The organism is Magnetospira sp. QH-2 (genome assembly GCF_000968135.1).
Classification (GTDB): Bacteria; Pseudomonadota; Alphaproteobacteria; order Rhodospirillales; family Magnetospiraceae; genus Magnetospira.
The window spans coordinates 3,949,419-3,967,880 of record NZ_FO538765.1; the positions used below are offsets into that span (position 1 = coordinate 3,949,419).

The following is an 18,462-nucleotide window of genomic DNA, read 5'->3' on the forward strand; positions in this document are numbered from 1 at the left end:
CCAAATGCAGTCAGTATGGGACGTCATCGACGTACAAGCGGCATTCCCGCCCATAAGGTTCAACTTCCGGTTCGCAGGAAAATTCCCAGCCCACATCGTTTGTCCAAGCCACCACTTGCCAAAACTGATCGACCTTGCGGAAATAGACAGTCTCCAGATAATTCGGCAATTTTGGCCGACAATCCCTGAACGGAACACCTCCTTCGGAACATGAGCGGGATTCCCACTCAAAGCCGACGTCCCCAAATTTCGCCCATGCCGGTGTTGAAACCTTGTTAAGATCTTCGGAGGTAATCCGCATCTGCTTCAGGATAACATTCTCCCGTACAAAACCTTTGTCGAACTGAGTTTCCATATTGGGGGGGTCTCGGAAAACCATGTCCTTGAGCCCAATTGCTTTGCAAATATCAGGGCGTTGTCGTCCCAAGCAGACCCGCCATGTATCAAGTGCACAGAGAGGCGTTATCGGTTTCCCGACACAATTACTGATCCGAGGGTCCTGCGTTTCCACCTGGATCAATGGCGGATCGTAGACGGTTATCTCCAAAGCCGATGCTGACGATGAAATGATCCCTGACCAAAACCACGCGACAAATGCCATAACCGTCAATCGGAGCCAGGTCATGGCGTTCCCCCACCTTGCGGTCCCGGCGCCTGAAGCAATGACGTCGGGTCCAGATCCTGGAATTTTCGCGAACCGGATTTGTTCGGGTAAGCAACTTTATTCCGATCCCGGATTTCTACGTGGATATGGTTTGTCATGCCTTTTGGATACCTTTTCGACAGATCTTGTACGGTACCAATCTTTGTTTTGCCCGCGACCACTGCTTGACCGGGCTTCAGATTTCCAGGGTTGACGTAAAAATGCCGAACCACGTAGCCATCTTTGGTCTGAATTTCGACGTAACGGTAGCTTTTGTCATTCGCGTATGGATATCCAAGCTTAGTCACTGTTCCATCAACGGTACTTGTTACATCCTGACCGGGATTGGCTACGATGTCCACGCCTTGGTGATTGCGCTTTCCACCATCCCGGCTTGCACCGTAGCGTCCATCCCCCATGGCGTCTGGAGAGCGAATGGCGCCTCCTGGAACCGGAGAGGCAAGCTGAGGTGGTTTCCGGTTTGAAGCTTGAGATGGGGATTGCTGATTTCCGGCCTGAGCAACTTGTGAAGCGGTAGGCTGCATGAAATTACCTTTAATGCCAGCTTGAGAACCAGTTGCGTTGGCAAGTTGGAAACCTCCTTGATCCTGGGTATGAGGCGCTTGCTGCAATGAGTTATGAGAATCCAATGCTTGTAGGCGCTGAGAACCGTAAGCGCGTGACTCGAAAAAGTGCCCTTGGTGGCTTACGACCATGTCGGGACGACGGTTTTCGAGACCTTGGAAATTCTCGACCCGCCCGTTTGGTTTTCCATCCCAGTGACCAGGATTCTTTGCGATTTCGAACTCGCGAAGAACAGGCTGGCTATGTTTGGAGTCATTTCGATTGTCCCACTCTGAGACACTACCCCACTCCTGGTGATGCTGAGCATCTTGAGTACTGTCAATGGTCTTCTCATATCGGCGGTCCTGATCAAAGATATTCCCCTGGGCATCATACCAATTGCCCTGCTCGTCCATGGAAATCGCCTGGGCCGGTTCCCCCACCCCATAGTGCGCCTCGACCAGGCGCACATGGTCCGGATCGGCGTCGGGCCCGAGGCTCTTGATGGCATGGTCGGCGCGCTGGCGGTTGATCTTGGCGTCTTCCGTACGGGCGCTGTCGGCGCCGAAGGGGGCATGGCCCGTGGCATGGCCCGTGGGCGCGCCGACTTCGCTGTTGAGCTTGTAGAACGCGGTGGTTTCGGTCTGGATATCCTCGTTGGTCCAGTAATCCTCGGCCCAATGGAGGCGGCGCTGATCCGCATGGGTGCGCTCGGCCACCGACTTGGCGCGGATGGCCCGGATCTCCCCCGGCTTGGGCGGGGCCATGCCATCCCAGGTATCCTCGGGCATGCACGAGACGGGGTTAATTAATGCAGCGTCACCGTAACCCCTAATTAATGCAGCGTCACCGTAACCCCAGCGTCACCGTAACCCAGTACACCGTAACCCAGTACACCGTAACCCAGTATGGCTCATCACGAAGCCGAAGGGGGCGTCCATGCCATTACCGTAATCACCCATGGCGCTGCTGGACCTTAGGGCCCGCAAACAATTTCACCGGTTTTGGGGAGTATGATCGGGTCCGGGCCGCGCCACCAAAGTTCAGACATCAGGTCTTCGGGAATGTCCGGGCTGTTCGGGGAAAGACCGCGACTGGCCAGTTCAGTCTCCCACTTGGGGCGCAGGGAGGTGGGCAAACGGGTACCGCACCAAGGGCAATAATGAATGGGTACGATGGAAGCTGGGTCCTGTTCGCCCACCGGTTTGCCCGCCTCGAACTTGCGGATTCCGTATTCACGTACCCAGGGGAGGTAAGCAAGCATGGCGTTGGGATATTCCATGAAATCAAACATGACCTTGCACATGTGCGGTGGACGCCCTTCGAAGCGGCGTAGGCCGGAATTCCGAACCCGATCAGTATTGATGCAATCGGTTAAAATGACGTTCAGCCCCTTGTTCCTGAACCCATATATTTGCTGGCCACCCCATTTGTCCCCGGACAGGATCCGGCAGTGGCGAACGCGTTTTGGTTTTTTCCAATCCGGTTTCAGTGCCTCTGGCTTTGGTCGCAATCTTCGGTCCCGCCACCATTTGTCCGTGCGGTATTCGATGGGAATGTCCTCCAGGGGAACACTGTGCTCGAGTGGGATGACGCCGAACCTCCGTTGAAGAATATTGCTCAGCATATCGGTGAGATCACCTGGAAGGTAATTGCCGGTCCAGGGACAGAATGCGATACCCCAGCCCGACAAGCCTTCCTGCCTTGGTTTGGGGAGGAATTCAACGAGTTCTTCTACTTTCCAATCCCATCCAGTCTGGAAAATCTGGAAAAGGATATTACTTTGACGGTGTCCGATGGCGACGGTGGGGTCTTCCACCGCCGCCGCTAGCGTATCACCCATAGGTTGGTTGATCAGGACGATCGGCTTTTGCAATCTCGCCATGCCTGAGGTCCTTTCTCTTATCCCGAAGTTTGTCCGGTTTGGGCTTCAAGGTAATCGGATCAACCGCGCCGAGGTGCCTGCCCCTGGCGTCATGCACTTCAATCTCTCCGTGCTGACTGTCCCAAACGTAGTAGCGCTTCTTCTTTCCCGTCAACCCATTGGTGCGGGCAGGGCGCGATCTGATGGTTGTTTTTGGATGGCGGTCCATCATCTCCCAGGCTTTGCCGAACGGTGGTACATGACCGCTGGCTTGGTCCGTCTGAACCTCCTGCAAGCGCTTCCGATCCTGCTTGGCCCGGTCGCTGTTCAGGTAGTTATTGAGCGCTTCCTGACGCTGCCGACCCTTCTGCCCATTGAAAAATCCGGTGTCCTCCGGCCTGTTCATGGTGACATAGGTGTCTTCCGGCTGCGTCTCATGGATCGGTCGCCCGGGCGTCTGGCTGTCCATGGCCTCCGGAATCTCATCGACGATCATGCCGTCGTCTCGTCCGGGCGGATCGGCGGGATAGCCCTCGGCAAGAGGCGGCTCGGGCGCCGGGGCCGGGGATGGCGGCATGGGCTTTTGCGGCGCGGCCATATCGGTCCGTGGTGCAGCGCTGCCGTTCTTGCTAGGCGGAACGATGGGAATGGCCTTGTAGCGCAAGCCTTTGGGGAAAGCTTGCTGGAGTTTCTCATTGGCCCACTGACCGAGGGTATTGAGTTGCTCGGTCCGCTCCTTGTGTCCGGGAACCATCTCGGGTGGGACCGGCAAAGGCAATGGCCCCGGCACGGGGACGACGCCCCCGGCGTTGTGAATATTCGGATCCTTATGGGGGTTGGGCACCCGGCGTCCTTGGGGATCATAAATTCTGCCCTGCTCATCCATGGAATAGCCGGGAGGAAGGGATGATTGGGCGCGGTTTCCCGTCTCCGGGGATTGAACCAACATCGCCAACCGGGCCGGGTCGTCACCCTGGCGATGGGGCTTCTTCCGGGGGGTGAACGGGTCCATGTGGGAGCGGTCTTCCCTGGTCTGAGGGTCGTTATTGCCCTCCTGCACCGGACCGGCATCCCCCTCCAGCATTCGGAGGTAGGACTCCTGTTCCCTTCCGTCAAGGGCGTCGAACTGGTCCTTGAAGTCCTCGATCTCGCCGGGGGTCCAGTCTCTGTCGCGACCAAGGGTTTCCAGGCGTTTGGTGAGATCGGGCGCGCGGGTGGAGTCGCCCGCCGAGGGCAGCAGAACATCCGGATCATAGGCCGCTACCGCCTTGGCCCGGGTGCCGGAACCTGCATTGATATGGGCATCCACCTGGCGCCGGTCATCGGCCTGCATACCGCCGCCGCCCCGTGCCGATTGGCCGGAGGAGAGATCGATCTTGCCCGGGTAGGTGTTTTTGTACCATCGGTCCACTTTCGGGCGGACCTTGTTGTTGGCCGGGTGCCCGCTCTGGAAATAGCCCGGCGAGGTCTGGGCCATCAGGGCCTGGGTGCTGGACCAATCTTCCACCGGGATGGTGTCGACGATCCGGTCGGCCTCGGCCTGGGCGGTCACCGGGTGGCGTTGGAAATCGCGCTTGTAGTCCTCTTCCGAGCCCACCGGCTTGGGTCCCTTGGGCTGGTTGGCCAGGGAAGGACGAAGATTGGGCTGGGTCCAGCGGACCTGCCGGGCCTGGGCCTCTTGTTGGCGTTCGGCGGCCTGGGCCTGGCGGCGGGCCTGGATCCGCTGGCTGGCGGCTTTTTGCTCGGCGGCTTTCTTATCCTGATGGAACTTCCAGGCGGCATCGGAATCGGCCCGGGCCGCCTTGAGGTTGGCCGCCTCCTGGCGCTTGTTGAAGGCCCGGGTCTGGCGGTCGGTGGGATCGGCGCCGAGGGTCGGGGTCGCATCGGACTTGGCCAAGGGGATCGGCAAGGGTCGGCGCTGGCAAGGGCGCGGGGGCTCCTTCGACGGGCTCAGGATGAAGGGTTGGGACCTCATCGAACAGCGACCCACCCCTCAGGGAGGTGTCCGAGCCATAAGATGACAGGCCGCCGCCGAAATCGGGCGTCGTGCCGAAGTCCGGGGACGGCGCGGGCAAGGGCGGGGCTGGAAGAGGTGCCGGGGCGCTGGGCTGGCTTTCGCCGAAGGAAAACAGGGAATTGTCCGACGAAGAAACCCCCTTGGCGCCCTTGGCGCCCTTGGTGGCGGAATCTGGCATTGCGCTATCGAGGCTTCCAATGGGGAACTCCTTTGGGTTTGAGGTTGGATTTGATGCCATCTCCTGGGGGTATTTCCCACGAGATAACAGATATTCCTCCTCTATACCGGGCATGAAAAGATTATGTCAAGAACATTCATCGTATAAGAAGGAAAAAATAATCTTTATGAGGCTTATTACCGCCATATATTGATTATCGAGGGTTTTACCCCTATTAACGGCAACGCGCCGACCAGGAAATTACCCTTGAGCAGGACTGGCGGTTGCGCCGCCCGCTCCTCCGGCCTATATAACCGCCAGGTTTCACCGTTTCGTGATGAAGAGATGACACAGGGGGCGACATCGGGCGCCAATGGGCCCGGAAACGCCCGCCGCAATGAAGAGGACTAAAGACGATGAGCAAGGTAATCGGAATCGACTTGGGAACCACCAATTCCTGTATCGCTTTGATGGATGGCAAGGATGCCAAGGTGATCGAAAACGCCGAGGGCGCCCGCACCACCCCTTCCATGGTCGCCATGGCTGAGGGCGATGAGCGTCTGGTCGGCCAGCCGGCCAAGCGCCAGGCGGTCACCAACCCGGAAAACACCCTGTTCGCCATCAAGCGTTTGATCGGCCGCCGGTTCGACGACCCCCTGACCAAGAAGGATCAGGAGCTGGTCCCCTATAGCATCGTCAAGGGCGATAACGGCGATGCCTGGGTTGCCGCCGACGGCAAGAATTACAGCCCGTCGCAGATTTCCGCCTTTATCCTGCAGAAAATGAAGGAAACCGCCGAAGCCCATCTGGGTGAGACGGTCACCCAGGCGGTGATCACCGTGCCCGCCTACTTCAACGATTCCCAGCGTCAGGCCACCAAGGATGCCGGTAAGATCGCCGGTTTGGAAGTGCTGCGCATCATCAACGAACCCACCGCCGCGGCCCTGGCCTACGGCCTGGACAAGAAGGACGGCGGCACCATCGTGGTCTACGATCTGGGCGGCGGCACCTTCGACGTCTCGGTGTTGGAAATCGGCGACGGGGTGTTCGAGGTGAAATCCACCAACGGCGACACCTTCCTGGGCGGTGAAGATTTCGACGCCCGCATCATCGACTATCTGGCCGATGAATTTAACAAGGAGCAGGGCATCGACCTGCGCTCGGACAAGCTGGCCCTGCAACGGCTCAAGGAAGCCGCCGAAAAGGCCAAGATCGAGCTGTCCTCTTCGGTACAGACGGAAGTCAACCTACCGTTCATCACCGCCGATGCCTCGGGCCCCAAGCACCTCAACATCAAGCTTTCCCGCGCCAAGCTGGAAGCCCTGGTGGAAGACCTGATCGAGCGCACCATCGAGCCCTGCCGCAAGGCCCTCAAGGACGCCGACGTCACCGCCGGCGAGATCGACGAGGTGATCCTGGTCGGCGGCATGATCCGCATGCCCAAGGTGCAGGAGAAGGTGAAGGAATTCTTCGGTCGTGAGCCCCACAAGGGGGTCAATCCCGACGAGGTGGTGGCCCTGGGCGCCGCCATTCAGGGCGGCGTGCTGAAGGGCGACGTCAAGGACGTGCTGCTGCTCGACGTGACCCCGCTTTCCTTGGGCATCGAGACCCTGGGCGGCGTGTTCACCCGCCTGATCGACCGCAACACCACCATCCCGACCCGCAAGAGCCAGGTGTTCTCCACCGCCGAGGATAACCAGACGGCGGTGACCATCCGGGTGTTCCAGGGTGAGCGCGAAATGGCCGCCGACAACAAGATCCTCGGCCAATTCGATCTGGTGGGTCTGCCCTCGGCGCCGCGCGGAATTCCGCAGATCGAGGTGACCTTTGACATCGACGCCAACGGCATCGTCCATGTGACCGCCAAGGACAAAGCCACCGGCAAGGAACAACAGATCCGTATTCAAGCCTCCGGCGGCCTGTCCGATGGCGACATCGACCAGATGGTGCGCGACGCCGAGGCCAATGCCGACGCCGACAAGAAGCGCAAGGAACTGGTTGAAGCCCGCAATCAGGCCGACGCCATGGTCCATGCCACAGAAAAGAGCCTGGCCGACTACGGCGACAAAGTGGATGCCGAGACCAAGACCGCCATCGAAGGCGATCTGGAAGCGCTGCGCGGGGTCATGGAATCCGAAGACCTGGACGACATCAAGGCCAAGACCGAGGCCTTGACCCAATCGTCCATGAAGCTGGGCGAAGCCATGTACAAGGCCCAGCAGGAAGAACAGGCGGCCGCCGAAGCGGCGGGCGGCGATGCCCCGGCCTCGGGCGAAAATGCCGGGTCCGATGACTCTACCGTGGTCGACGCCGACTTCGAGGAAGTGGATCCCGACAAGAAGAATTAATCTGAACAGGCTTGAGCGCCGGGCTTCGGCCCGGCGTTTCCGGTTTTAAGAGGGATCGTCATGTCCAAAAAAGATTATTACGAACTGCTGGGCGTGGATCGCGAGGCCAACGAGTCCGAGCTCAAAAAGGCCTATCGCAAGATGGCCATGCAGTATCACCCGGACCGCAATCCGGGCGATAAGGCCGCCGAGCAGAATTTCAAGGACGTCAACGAGGCCTATGACGTGCTGAAGGACGAACAAAAGCGCGCGGCCTATGACCGGTTCGGCCACGCCGCCTTCGAACAGGGCGGACCGGGCGGTGGCGGCGGCGGCTTCCACCCCGGCGGCGCCCAGGGTTTCGGCGGGTTCGCCGATATTTTCGAGGAAATGTTCGGCAATTTCGGTGGCGCCCAGCGCGGCGGCGGGGCCCAGAACCATGGCGCCGACCTGCGCTACAACATGGAAATCAGCCTGGAAGAGGCCTACAAGGGCGCCAAAAGCACCATCCGGGTGCCCACGGCGGTGCCCTGCGAGTCCTGTGATGGCTCCGGTGCCGAAGGTGGCAAGCCGCCGGTCACCTGCACCACTTGCCAGGGTACCGGCCGGGTGCGGGCCCAATCGGGCTTTTTCACCGTCGAACGCACCTGCCCCAGCTGTCATGGCGCCGGGCGGGTGATCAAGGATCCCTGCCACACCTGCGGCGGCACCGGACGGGTGGAAAGGGAAAAGACCCTGTCGGTGAATATTCCGGCGGGCGTTGAGGAAGGCACCCGTATCCGCCTGTCCGGCGAGGGCGAGGCAGGCATGCGCGGCGGCCCGCCGGGGGATCTCTATATTTTCCTCAGCCTCAAACCGCACCGCATCTTCCAACGCGAGGGCGCCAATATCTTCTGCCGCGTGCCCATCCCCATGACCACGGCGGCGCGCGGCGGCAGCCTCGAAGTGCCGACGGTGGACGGCGGACGGGCCCGGATTTCCATTCCCGATGGCACCCAGTCCGGCCATCAGTTCCGGCTCAAGGGCAAGGGCATGACCGTGCTGCGCTCCACGGCCCGGGGCGACATGTTCGTCCAGGCGGTGGTCGAGACCCCGGTCAACCTGTCGAAACGCCAAAAGGAACTGCTCGACGAGTTCGAACAGGAAGCCGAAACCCGAGGCGGCGACGGCAACAACCCGGAATCCACTGGCTTTTTCAAGAAGGTCAAGGAATTATGGGATGACCTGACGGAGTAGGAACGCTCATATAAGTTGTATTTTGGCAATCATTCCTCTAATCTTTCTGAGGGATTGATAGGAAAGGTTGCCAATCATGAAAATCGATATGCATTTCTATGGCACTTATGCCATGGCCCGCACCGCAGGTTTGACCCAAGAAGCGGCGCGAACAATCGCCTATGCATCGCAGTTCGTCGATGATTCCGCTGCCCACGAAGCCAACCACACCCAACTTAGTGATGGCGCACATATCGTCAGCGAAGTGACCGCGCATCATAGTGTCCAGGCGGTATTGGACTATTTCGAAAGCAAGCTGGACCATGACGACGAGGATCAACGACTGATCTGGGTGCCATTCCATTTTTTGCCAGGTGGAGCTGGAATAGATTGGACCGAGCGATTGGTTTGTACCAAAAACAGCAAGATTGCCCAACAAATGGTAGCGCATCATCTAGCCCATGCAAAATCTGATTATGCCTTGGAACTCATGGGCATCATGGCCCATGTCTACGCTGATACATTTGCCCACTATGGTTTCTCAGGTGTCAGTTCGCGACGCAACGAAGTCGATGGCGACAGTATTCGTGTTCTTAGGGGCACCGATCCCATGGAACCGACAGAAAAATCGGGATGGAAAGCAAGATTCGGCAAGCTCTTGAAGTTTCGAAATATCCGCGCGGGAATCAACGATCTGATCGAGGATGCGACGGGAGCGTTGGGCCATGGCGGGGTCATGGTCTACCCGGATATCCCCTATATTGAATGGACGTACAAAGCCGAGCAATCTGGAAATACTCAGACACGTGATAATCTCGAGGACTTTATGGAAGCGTGCCGGGAGCTCCATGGGCGCTTCAGAAGCTTTGCCGATGGTTGTGATCCATCTTTTCAAGATAGGGCAGCCCGTGCTGAGTTCGCGGGGATGGAGCCAAAGATTCGCGAGATCCTATCCTTCGAAGGAGACACGGAACAGCGGATCGTACAGTGGCGCCAGGCGCTCAGTGATGGTTCGCTGTTTGCCCCAATTCAAGATCATGTCGCACGCTACAGACCCATGAATTGGATTGGGCAAATTGAGGATCTGAAGGCGGCAAACAGCAGTGCATCGGTTTCAGAGGCCAACATCTATCGGTTCTACCAAGCTGCCCGTCTGCATCGGACGTTCGTCCTACGCGATCTTCTTCCGAGCCATGGTATTGTTGTCATCTGACAACTCACCTTTGCTCAAGAACGTCTGGTCAAGTGGCCCTGGGTTCCGTATGACTTTCCCCATGATTGGTGCATGAGTCCCAGGAGAGTGGAATGAAAATCGGAATTGTCGGCTGCGCGGGGCGCATGGGGCGGATGCTGGTGCAGACGGTGCTTTCCACCGAGGGCGCCGAGTTCGGCGGCGGCTCGGAGACGGCGTCCAGCCCGATGATCGGCAAGGACTGCTGCGAACTGGCCGGGCTGATGCCCTCGGGTCAGCTGGTCACCGACAATCCCCGGGAGTTATTCGAGCGGGTCGACGTGGTGATCGACTTCACCATTCCGGCGGCTACCGCCGAGCATGCCCGCATCGCCGCCGACCTCCATACGGCGCTGATCATCGGCACCACCGGCCTCGACTCGGCGCAACAGGGCCTGATCGAGGCGGCGGCGGCTCAAGCGCCCGTGGTCCAGGCGCCCAACTTCAGCCTCGGGGTTAACTTGTTGATGGCGCTGACCGAAAAGGTCGCGGCAACCTTGAACGAAGACTACGATATCGAAATCGTCGAGATGCACCACCGTCACAAGGTGGATGCCCCCTCGGGCACCGCCCTCGGTCTGGGCCTGGCGGCGGCGAAGGGACGCGGCGTGGATCTCGATACCGTGGCGCAGAAGGTACGCGACGGCCATACGGGCGCCCGCAAGAAGGGCGACATCGGCTTTGCCACCCTGCGGGGCGGCGATGTGGTGGGCGATCACACCGCTATGTTCGCCGGCGAGATGGAAAGCGTCATGCTGACCCACCAGGCCCGCTCAAGGGCCGTTTTCGCCCGGGGTGCCGTTCATGCGGCCCTGTGGACCGGGGGAAAGGCGGCCGGTCTGTACAGTATGCAAGATGTCCTGAACTTGGACTAAAGCCTTTCGCGCGTCTCGGCCCGTCCGGCCTCCCATCCCAACATCGCCGCGCGCCGGGTGGTGCCATAGGCATAGGGCGCGAAAGCGACGTTGCGGCGTAGCTTGGGGATCACCGCGTGGCAGGGAATGAGAAAAGCCACCGGATTGGCATTCAGCGCGCTGCCCACGGCCCGCGCGGCTTTCGGATGGCCAATGCCCTGGCTGATTTGGGCATAGGTCGCCACCCGACCCAGGGGGAGCTGTAAGATCGCCTCCCAGACCTTGATCTGAAAATTGGTCCCGGTGACATGCAAAGGCAGCGGATCCTCCATGTCGCCGTCGCCGAACACCCGGTCGCGGAAAGGGGCGGTAACCGTGGGATCCTCGATCAACCGGGCCGCCGGCCAGCGACGGGTCAGATCCGCCACCTTTTCATCATCCTTCTCGTCATCACAGAAAGACAGTCGGCAGATACCGCGATCGGTGACGCCGAGCAGCACCTGGCCAAAGGGGCTTTCATGGAAGCCATAGCAGATCTCCATGCCCGCGCCGCGTCGTTTGACATCGCCCGGGGTCACCGCATCATAGGAAACGAACAGATCATGCAGGCGTCCCGGACCCGACAGGCCGGTTTCCAGCGCCACATCCAGCACCGAGGCGCTTTCTTCCAACATGGCCCGGGCGTGATCCAGGGTCAGATAACCCATGAAGCGTTTCGGGCTGACTCCGGCCCAGCAGGTGAACAAGCGCTGGAAATGATAGGGACTGAGATGCACCACCCGGGCGAGCTCCTCCAGATCCGGCTGGTCGCGCCAATGGGTCTCGATATGGCGGATGGCGGTGGCGATGCGTTCGTAGTCCCGGCTCGGTTCGCTGTAATCCACGATCAGCTCCGCCAAAACGACTTTGCGGCTTCGCGCTCGATGGTCTGACGGGTGATGCCCATGTCCTTCAGACTGCGACTGTCCATTTCTTGTAGTTGTCGCAGCGATTGTCGGCGATGCCGCCATTGGTCATATCGCGCCACCATTTGGAATATCCACGGAATCACAGCCATGCGCGGCCTCCTCTTTCATCGTTCAGAAAAGGGTAGGACGCTTGTGGGCGGCAATCCACCCGGATCTTGCGCTTGATCAGATCGTTTGTGTCCAACGGGTCCAGCTGGACCCGACGCGCGCGAGACCTTGATCATCCGCATGGGCTGTTTCTGACGATCCGCCATTTCGGCCATCTGGCGGCGGATCGCACCGCGCCAGTCCATATGCGGATCGTAGCCCAACATCTGTTTGGCCTTGTCATTGTCGACCTTGAAATCCCTGAGCAGATGAATGATGGCGCGGGAAACCAGCGGATCCCAGGGCGTAACCCGGGACAGGGCCTCCATGGCCGCGGCAAAAGGATGGGCGACGCAGAACGGCACCGAGAACCAGGGTTTGGGCAGATCGAACTCTTCATGCAGGAAAGTGATGACTTCGCGCGCCGTGGGCACCGTGGGGCCAACGGCGTTGAATCCCTGGTATCCACTCGGTAAGGGCGTTTCCAGGGCGGCCCGCAATGCCCGACCAATATCCTCCCCGTCGATCAGCGGCAACGGGGTGCGGCCGCCCGCCACCCAGGGCACCAATCTGGTTTTCAATCGCGGGACAAGGATCGGCAGGAGACCGAGGCCGTAGTTTTCGCCGACGAAAAGACCGAGACGCATGGAAACACACCGGTCCAGGCCGTCCTGTGCCGCCTCTCGCAAGGCCTCTTCGATGGTGACCACATTATCCAGGTGTGGCCAGAATCCGGTTACGCGGCCTGCTTGGTTGGCGTCGGTACCCTGTCCGGGCCGCGCGGCGCCCGTGGAACTGACGAACACGAACCGTGAGACCCGGCCCCGACGGGCCTCTTCGATCAGGCTCAAGGAAGGTTCGCGGAATAATCTGGCCGAGCGTCGCTGATGGCCATACAGGGAGGACCAGGCCGCCGCGTGGATCAGACCGTCAGCGCGGTTGGCCAAAGCGCGGCAATAGGCGGAATCGCGCAGGTCCCCGGCCATCACCTCGCCGGAGAAACCGGGCGGCAGCCGGGCCGGATCGCGGCAGGCAGCGATCACTTCCCAAGGACCATCGGCCAAGGCTTGCAAAGTATGGCCGCCAACAAAACCCGTGGCGCCGGTGACCACAACGGTATTCAAAGCCTCCTCGCCTTGCGGATCGGCCTTGGTGACCGCCGCCCCGGTCCCGGCTGATCCATCGAATGTCCTGGTCTGTACCATTGTTTCCCTCCACGGACGCGATCAATCCCCAGATCATAAGACAGCCGTCTGACTTTTACCAGGGCAAACCCAGGCGCAGCTCTTGAAGCGAGACAGACAAAAATCATATCAATGGCTTATCGGGATTTTGGCGCAGATGGCTCAATGCCGTTGAAAAATCCTGGCCTTTCCGTCCCTGTCAAAAAGGATGGTGGCATAGGGGTCCTTGGCACCATCGGGCATTTCCATGCCGGGGGATCCGGCGGGCATACCCGGTACCGCGAGACCGCGGGCACGGGGCCTTTCACTCAACAGCCGGTCCACATCCTCGGGCGGTACATGGCCTTCGAGCACATAGCCGTCGACCATGGCCGTATGGCAGGACTGCATTTCTTCCGGCACCCCGGCCATTTGTTTGATCAGGTCCAGATCGTCCCGATCCACCACCGAGACGCTATGGCCCTTGTCACGCATGATCTCTACCCAGGCCCCGCAGCAGCCGCAGGTGGGCGACTTAAATACCTGGATATCGGCGGCCTGGGCGGAAAGGGCAAATAACGGGAGAAGAAACAGGGCCAGTATGCGGAACATCGGGATCCCTCCTGGGAGAATCAGACCCCAAGTATAGCGCCAATTGAGGCAGTTTTGTGACCTATCGGGCCAAAATGATCCCGCGCGGCAGCCGGATCACCCCCTCAAGGATCGCCACTCCCAGCAGCACCATGGCAAAACCCAGGCCCTGAACCATGGACAGTGTCTCGCCCAGCACCGCCCAGGCCACGACCATGGTGACCGCCGGTCCGGCCAGGGAAATCAGGCTCGCCCGCCCGGCCCCCAAGCGACGAATGCCTTCGTATAGCAAGAAGATGGGCACCACGGTGGAAACGATGACAATGGCCGCCAACCAGCCGCCAGAGGTCCAATCCAGGCTCAGATCCGCCCACTCCAGGGTCACGGCGGCATAGATCACCACGCCGATCATGGAACTGGTATTGGCGGCAAAGGTAAAGCGGGCCGAGCCGGTGCGGCGCATGATCCGCTGTCCGGCAACCAAATACAGGGCGTAGCTCAAGGCCGACAGAAACGACCAGCCAATCCCGCTCCACAACAGGCTATCCGCATCCAGCCCGCCGGGCGCCAGAACCACCAACAATCCGGCATAGGAAACCGCGAAGGCCACCAGCTGTCGGCCCGATGGCCGTTGCCGGTCCATGGCAGCATTGATCAGCACGATAAACAGCGGAAAGGTAAACAAGACAATGCGCGACAATCCGGCACCGAGCCGGTCGATGGCGGTAAAATCGGCAATGGTGGCGATCAGGAACAGGCCCCCGGCAGCGAAGCAGTCGCGCCATTCCCGCCAGCCCATGCCCAACGGATTACCCTCGCCGCGCACCGCCGCTCCGGCCCAGAACAACGGCCAGGCCCAGACCAGACGCAAGGTCACCAGGGCCCCCACCGACAGTCCGGCGGCCAGCGCCAGCTTGGCAAAGATGCCCTTGAGCGCCAAACCTAAAGTCGCCGCCAATACCATCATCAATGCCGCGTTGTCGCGTTGGCTGGGAGTCATGACTCTCGTTCCTTGTTTTACGCCAGTCAAACTGCCCCTTGCTAAGCTCTTAAACAATTCGAATTACCAACTAACGGATATAACATTTTCTGATATCATGGGCCCATGGATCTAAAACAACTGAAGGCCTTTCTGCATGTGGCGGAACTGGGCAGCCTGAGCCGGGCCGCCGAGCGGTTGCATGTGACCCAGCCCGCCCTGAGCCGTCAGATCCGGTTGTTGGAAGAGGACCTGGGCACTCGACTGCTCACCCGCACCGGGCGCGGTGCCCTGCCCACCGAGGCCGGACAGCTGCTGGAATCCCGTGCCCGCCCGCTGGTGGCGGAGCTTCAGGCCATGGCGGGTGAGGTGGCCCAATTGGAAACCCGCGTGGCCGGAGAGGTAGACCTGGCCATTCCGCCAACCCTGGCCGATACGACCATGGCGGAGCTATTGCGCGATTTCCATGTCTCCTATCCGGAAGTCAAAGTACGGGTGGTCGTTGCCCTGTCCGGTGCTATTCATGAGGCTCTGCTCAGGGGGCGGGTTGACCTGGGGGTGCTGTACCATCCGTTGCGCAGCGCCAACCTGGGGGCCGAGGATCTTTGGGCCGAGGATCTGGATCTGGTGGCTCCGGCGCAGTTGAATTTTCATCCCGACAGACCGGTAACGCTGGCGGAAATCGCCGCTCATCCGCTGGTGCTGCCCGGCGCCCGCCACGGGTTGCGCGTGATCATCGAGGCGGCGGCGGTGCGTCGCGGTTTAACCCTGCAAGTGGCCATGGAAGTGGAAAGTCTGCGCATGCAGTTGGAGATGGTCCGCTTGGGCCTGGGCTGTTCATTTCTACCCCGCCGAGCCTTTGCCGATGACCTGGCCGCCGGACGGGTTTCCGGCGCGCCGGTGATCGATCCGCCACTGCGCCGCACCGCCGTGCTCGCCTGGCCCGCCGACCGCCGACGCAGCCATGCCGCCCAAGCCCTGACCGACATGATCCGCGACGGTCGTGATCGTTGGATGGAGCCGGAAAGGAAAGCCTGAACAACGGATTCCCTCCTCGTCGCGACCGGCCCCCAGGGCGGCGAGCCCGGCGGCGGAGTTGAACTGGATGATCTTGCGCAGGGCCGGATTACCGTTGACCGCCGCCCGGATGGCCCTGGCGGTGTTAGGCGCACGGTTTTCAGATAAGCCGGGTCGGCCATATAGGCGCGGATGGCCTCGGTCAGCAGTTCCCGGGGCGGATCGTCACCGTCGTAGCCGTGCCGTTCCGGGGTGAAGCGGGGCTGGCCAGGAGCCAGGAGTTCCCCCGCCCGCTGGGGCGCGTTGAGGGTGTGATACAGCCCCTCCAATTCGTCCTCCAGGCCGGTGACGGGGATCTCCCCCGCCGCCTGGTCGATCACATGGCCCACTTCGTGGGCGTAGACCTTGGGGAGGTCTTCGGGGAGAAGCTCCTTGGCTATTTTGACTTGGGTGGGTTGCTTGGTGAACCGGTTGTACGATGTCTCACCCCAAGCCCCTTCGATCTCGGATGACGGGACGCCCACAGCGTCTCTGCCAGTTCCTTCCTTTGCGATGGGGTTAAGTTCCTCTGGCGGGAGGGCTTGGTCCATTCCGCCAACCACTTTTCGGCCCACAGTTCGTCCTCCGACTTGGAGGGGCCGTCCGTCGATGTCTCGGGTGAGTCGTCCTTGCTCATCGGTCTTGGCTCCATTGGGGTAGTCGGCCTCGAAGGGACGCGTTGTCCCACTGGGGGGATTATAGATGTTCGGGCGGTTTTGTGCAAGGGAGTTACTCTGCTTGGTACGACCTTGAGGCGCATTGGCGAGGGCATTCCTGAGGCCCTTGTTGGCCTGTTTGGCCGCCGCGCCGAGGCCGGGGATCGTCGCGACGGCGGTCACGCCTCCCTGGATCCAGTCGCCCTTCTTGAAATCATGCAGGGCCTCGTTGACCGCCGTGGCGACTCCTGCGGGGGTGAAGTCGACTAGGGGTAAAGGATTTTTACCGCTGCCATCCGATCGACCGACGATCCGGTCGGCCAGATCCCGGGCCTGATGCTTGTCCAACCCGGCCTTCATGGACAGATCCATGAGCCCGGCATGCCATTTCTCGCGCAGGTTCGGATTGCCGCCGCGCCGTTCGGCCTGCATGGCCGCATCGGCCTCCCAAAACCCTTGCACCTGGCTCGGCAATGCCGGACAATAAACCCATGCGCGCATTTATGTTGATCATCGCCGTTGTCATGCTGGCCGCTGGTCCGCTCGCCCCGGCCTGGGCCTACAGTGCCGAAGAGGCCCACCGGATCTATTTGGAGGCGCGGGACGCCCGCCGGGCCGGCGATTTCAACAAGGCGCTAAGACTTATAAAACCGCTCGCCGAGGCGGGGTATGCCGAGGCGCAGCACTTGATGGGATATTTGTATGAGCAAGGGGAAGGTGTCCCACGGGACACAGTAGTCGCCCATTCCTGGTACGAGAAGGCAGCGCGCAAGGGTTCGCTCAAATCACTCCATAATCTGGGACTGAATTTTTTATATGGGGATGGAGTTAATACTGATTTCGTCAAAGCTGAAAAATACTTAAAGAAATCTGCGGAGGGCGGAAACACGAGTTCGTATGTTTATTTGGGGCAGGCGCTTTATCATCTTGAAGATAGACAATACAGGGTTTGGCTTCATAAAGCGGCGGATTCTGGTAGCAAATCTGCGATCTTTTTATTGGCATTATACGGTGACAGGGAACAAATCACCCGGCTGACATTGGGTGAGACATTTTGTTTTGCGGTTCGAAATATGCTGCCTGATTTTATGAGCCCCAAATGTGAGTGAGTGTGGAGAAAGGGCGTGCCTTCCTCCACACATGTTAATTAGTCGAGTGGGCCTGTAGGCGGCGCACCGGATGCTTGTTCCACGATCAGTCCCTGGGCAAGCTGTTCCGAGAGAGCCACCAAACCCTCCTGCAAGGCCTTTGAACCCAGCTGGTCGGGGAAAGTGCGACCGGCCCACTGGGCCAGTTCCTTGGCGGTGTCCTTGCCCACCGTGCCGGTCAGGGAGGCGGTGAGGGACGCCAGGACCGCCGCCCGCTTCTGATCCATCGGGTTGCCGCCGCGCCGTTCGGCCTGCATGGCCGCATCGGCCTCCCAAAACCCTTGCGCCTGGCTCGGCAATGCCGGACAATAAACCCATGCGCGCATTTATGTTGATCATCGCCGTTGTCATGCTGGCCGCTGGTCCGCTCGCCCCGGCCTGGGCCTACAGTGCCGAAGATGCCCACCGGATCTATTTGGAGGCGGTCGCTTTGTCTGAACTTGGAAGGTACGAAGACGCTCACGCCCTGATCAAACCGGTAGCCGAAGATGGGCATGCCGAGGCGCAGCATCTAATGGGGTATATGTATCGGTATGGCGAGGGCGTCCCACAGAATCATGGGATAGCGAGGAAATGGTACGAAAAATCAGCTGAACAAGGGCTTGTAAAGTCCCATTATTCACTAGGATTGCAATATTTTCATGGTATGGGTGGTGATGTTGATTTTAATAAGGCAGAATCATATTTTATGCATTCTGCTAAAGAAGGGTATGCTGATTCTTTTTTGCCTCTTGGTCTAATATTGCAAAATAATGGAAATATTGAATACAGGTATTGGTTACATAAATCCGCAGATAGTGGGAGGCGTTCAGCATATTTTTATTTGGCAGTTTTTGGGGATAGAGAGGAGATTTATAACCTAGATCTCTCTGAAACTTTCTGTTTCACGTTGCAGCTGATTCTTCCAACATTTATCGAGCCCGATTGTGAAGACTGACCGAA

The 18,462-nt window shown here is 59.7% G+C and carries 17 protein-coding genes; 7 read left to right on the forward strand and 10 right to left on the reverse strand.

Going from position 1 to position 18,462, the window contains the following annotated elements:
- Window positions 1–10: 10 nt before the first annotated feature.
- The 4 genes from MGMAQ_RS20855 to MGMAQ_RS21245 all read right to left on the reverse strand — a co-directional run bounded on the left by MGMAQ_RS20855 (window position 11) and on the right by MGMAQ_RS21245 (window position 4,980).
- Window positions 11–625, reverse strand: coding sequence for a hypothetical protein (locus MGMAQ_RS20855; RefSeq protein WP_148561024.1), 615 nt, complete (start codon window positions 623–625; stop codon window positions 11–13).
- Complete coding sequence (locus MGMAQ_RS19995; RefSeq protein ID WP_052716545.1) at window positions 622–1,998, reverse strand: M23 family metallopeptidase; 1,377 nt, start codon at window positions 1,996–1,998, stop codon at window positions 622–624. The genes MGMAQ_RS20855 and MGMAQ_RS19995 overlap by 4 nt, the downstream gene beginning before the upstream one ends.
- 185 nt (window positions 1,999–2,183) lie before the next feature.
- On the reverse strand, window positions 2,184–3,092 hold the full coding sequence (locus MGMAQ_RS20860) for a hypothetical protein (protein ID WP_148561025.1): 909 nt from the start codon (window positions 3,090–3,092) through the stop codon (window positions 2,184–2,186).
- The gene (locus MGMAQ_RS21245; RefSeq protein ID WP_052716546.1) at window positions 3,043–4,980 is read right to left on the reverse strand and encodes a colicin E3/pyocin S6 family cytotoxin; all 1,938 of its coding nucleotides are present in this window, start codon (window positions 4,978–4,980) and stop codon (window positions 3,043–3,045) included. The genes MGMAQ_RS20860 and MGMAQ_RS21245 overlap by 50 nt, the downstream gene beginning before the upstream one ends.
- 681 nt (window positions 4,981–5,661) lie before the next feature.
- Here MGMAQ_RS21245 and dnaK point away from each other — a divergent pair.
- From dnaK to dapB, 4 genes are all read left to right on the forward strand, one after another.
- Window positions 5,662–7,593 (forward strand): molecular chaperone DnaK, encoded by a 1,932-nt coding sequence (gene dnaK, locus MGMAQ_RS18595; protein WP_046022729.1) that lies wholly within the window; start codon window positions 5,662–5,664, stop codon window positions 7,591–7,593.
- A 60-nt stretch (window positions 7,594–7,653) separates the two neighbouring features.
- Window positions 7,654–8,808 (forward strand): molecular chaperone DnaJ, encoded by a 1,155-nt coding sequence (gene dnaJ, locus MGMAQ_RS18600; RefSeq protein ID WP_046022730.1) that lies wholly within the window; start codon window positions 7,654–7,656, stop codon window positions 8,806–8,808.
- 76 nt (window positions 8,809–8,884) lie between these two features.
- On the forward strand, window positions 8,885–10,000 hold the full coding sequence (locus MGMAQ_RS18605; RefSeq protein WP_046022731.1) for a DUF6765 family protein: 1,116 nt from the start codon (window positions 8,885–8,887) through the stop codon (window positions 9,998–10,000).
- 92 nt (window positions 10,001–10,092) lie between these two features.
- Window positions 10,093–10,893 carry a 4-hydroxy-tetrahydrodipicolinate reductase gene (gene dapB, locus MGMAQ_RS18610; protein WP_046022732.1) on the forward strand — a complete coding sequence of 267 codons (801 nt, stop codon included), beginning with the start codon at window positions 10,093–10,095 and terminating at the stop codon, window positions 10,891–10,893.
- Here the strand turns inward: dapB and MGMAQ_RS18615 are convergent.
- The 5 genes from MGMAQ_RS18615 to MGMAQ_RS18630 all read right to left on the reverse strand — a co-directional run bounded on the left by MGMAQ_RS18615 (window position 10,890) and on the right by MGMAQ_RS18630 (window position 14,681).
- On the reverse strand, window positions 10,890–11,771 hold the full coding sequence (locus MGMAQ_RS18615; RefSeq protein WP_046022733.1) for a methylated-DNA--[protein]-cysteine S-methyltransferase: 882 nt from the start codon (window positions 11,769–11,771) through the stop codon (window positions 10,890–10,892). The two genes, dapB and MGMAQ_RS18615, sit on opposite strands and share 4 nt — an antisense overlap.
- Window positions 11,759–11,929, reverse strand: coding sequence for a DUF1127 domain-containing protein (locus MGMAQ_RS21495; RefSeq protein WP_082085541.1), 171 nt, complete (start codon window positions 11,927–11,929; stop codon window positions 11,759–11,761). The genes MGMAQ_RS18615 and MGMAQ_RS21495 overlap by 13 nt, the downstream gene beginning before the upstream one ends.
- Before the next feature lie 15 nt (window positions 11,930–11,944).
- Window positions 11,945–13,132 carry an NAD(P)-dependent oxidoreductase gene (locus MGMAQ_RS18620; RefSeq protein WP_046022734.1) on the reverse strand — a complete coding sequence of 396 codons (1,188 nt, stop codon included), beginning with the start codon at window positions 13,130–13,132 and terminating at the stop codon, window positions 11,945–11,947.
- A gap of 141 nt (window positions 13,133–13,273) precedes the next feature.
- The gene (locus tag MGMAQ_RS18625; protein WP_198409139.1) at window positions 13,274–13,702 is read right to left on the reverse strand and encodes a DUF411 domain-containing protein; all 429 of its coding nucleotides are present in this window, start codon (window positions 13,700–13,702) and stop codon (window positions 13,274–13,276) included.
- A gap of 61 nt (window positions 13,703–13,763) precedes the next feature.
- Window positions 13,764–14,681 (reverse strand): DMT family transporter, encoded by a 918-nt coding sequence (locus tag MGMAQ_RS18630; RefSeq protein ID WP_046022735.1) that lies wholly within the window; start codon window positions 14,679–14,681, stop codon window positions 13,764–13,766.
- Window positions 14,682–14,786: 105 nt separating this feature from the next.
- On the opposite strand from MGMAQ_RS18630, the gene MGMAQ_RS18635 reads away from it, so the two are divergent.
- Both MGMAQ_RS18635 and MGMAQ_RS18650 read left to right on the forward strand, forming a co-directional pair.
- Window positions 14,787–15,698 (forward strand): LysR family transcriptional regulator, encoded by a 912-nt coding sequence (locus MGMAQ_RS18635; protein WP_046022736.1) that lies wholly within the window; start codon window positions 14,787–14,789, stop codon window positions 15,696–15,698.
- Window positions 15,699–16,863: 1,165 nt separating this feature from the next.
- Window positions 16,864–17,481: a tetratricopeptide repeat protein gene (locus tag MGMAQ_RS18650; protein WP_046022739.1), complete on the forward strand. Its 618-nt coding sequence runs from the start codon at window positions 16,864–16,866 to the stop codon at window positions 17,479–17,481.
- A gap of 38 nt (window positions 17,482–17,519) precedes the next feature.
- On the opposite strand, the gene MGMAQ_RS18655 is transcribed toward MGMAQ_RS18650, so the two are convergent.
- The gene (locus tag MGMAQ_RS18655; RefSeq protein WP_046022740.1) at window positions 17,520–17,846 is read right to left on the reverse strand and encodes a hypothetical protein; all 327 of its coding nucleotides are present in this window, start codon (window positions 17,844–17,846) and stop codon (window positions 17,520–17,522) included.
- On the opposite strand from MGMAQ_RS18655, the gene MGMAQ_RS20005 reads away from it, so the two are divergent.
- The gene (locus tag MGMAQ_RS20005) at window positions 17,837–18,457 is read left to right on the forward strand and encodes a tetratricopeptide repeat protein (RefSeq protein ID WP_052716547.1); all 621 of its coding nucleotides are present in this window, start codon (window positions 17,837–17,839) and stop codon (window positions 18,455–18,457) included. The genes MGMAQ_RS18655 and MGMAQ_RS20005 overlap by 10 nt on opposite strands.
- Window positions 18,458–18,462 lie beyond the last annotated feature (5 nt).

Excerpts from the sequence above, each read along its gene's own strand:
- MGMAQ_RS20855 (WP_148561024.1), bottom strand. The coding sequence starts at position 625 with ATGACCTGGCTCCGATTGACGGTTATGGCATTTGTCGCGTGGTTTTGG.
- MGMAQ_RS19995 (WP_052716545.1), bottom strand. The coding sequence starts at position 1,998 with ATGCCCGAGGATACCTGGGATGGCATGGCCCCGCCCAAGCCGGGGGAG.
- MGMAQ_RS20860 (WP_148561025.1), bottom strand. The coding sequence starts at position 3,092 with ATGGCGAGATTGCAAAAGCCGATCGTCCTGATCAACCAACCTATGGGT.
- dnaK (WP_046022729.1), top strand. The coding sequence starts at position 5,662 with ATGAGCAAGGTAATCGGAATCGACTTGGGAACCACCAATTCCTGTATC.
- dnaJ (WP_046022730.1), top strand. The coding sequence starts at position 7,654 with ATGTCCAAAAAAGATTATTACGAACTGCTGGGCGTGGATCGCGAGGCC.
- MGMAQ_RS18605 (WP_046022731.1), top strand. The coding sequence starts at position 8,885 with ATGAAAATCGATATGCATTTCTATGGCACTTATGCCATGGCCCGCACC.
- dapB (WP_046022732.1), top strand. The coding sequence starts at position 10,093 with ATGAAAATCGGAATTGTCGGCTGCGCGGGGCGCATGGGGCGGATGCTG.
- MGMAQ_RS21495 (WP_082085541.1), bottom strand. The coding sequence starts at position 11,929 with ATGGCTGTGATTCCGTGGATATTCCAAATGGTGGCGCGATATGACCAA.
- MGMAQ_RS18620 (WP_046022734.1), bottom strand. The coding sequence starts at position 13,132 with ATGGTACAGACCAGGACATTCGATGGATCAGCCGGGACCGGGGCGGCG.
- MGMAQ_RS18625 (WP_198409139.1), bottom strand. The coding sequence starts at position 13,702 with ATGTTCCGCATACTGGCCCTGTTTCTTCTCCCGTTATTTGCCCTTTCC.
- MGMAQ_RS18630 (WP_046022735.1), bottom strand. The coding sequence starts at position 14,681 with ATGACTCCCAGCCAACGCGACAACGCGGCATTGATGATGGTATTGGCG.
- MGMAQ_RS18635 (WP_046022736.1), top strand. The coding sequence starts at position 14,787 with ATGGATCTAAAACAACTGAAGGCCTTTCTGCATGTGGCGGAACTGGGC.
- MGMAQ_RS18650 (WP_046022739.1), top strand. The coding sequence starts at position 16,864 with ATGCGCGCATTTATGTTGATCATCGCCGTTGTCATGCTGGCCGCTGGT.
- MGMAQ_RS20005 (WP_052716547.1), top strand. The coding sequence starts at position 17,837 with ATGCGCGCATTTATGTTGATCATCGCCGTTGTCATGCTGGCCGCTGGT.
- MGMAQ_RS18655 (WP_046022740.1), bottom strand. The coding sequence starts at position 17,846 with ATGCGCGCATGGGTTTATTGTCCGGCATTGCCGAGCCAGGCGCAAGGG.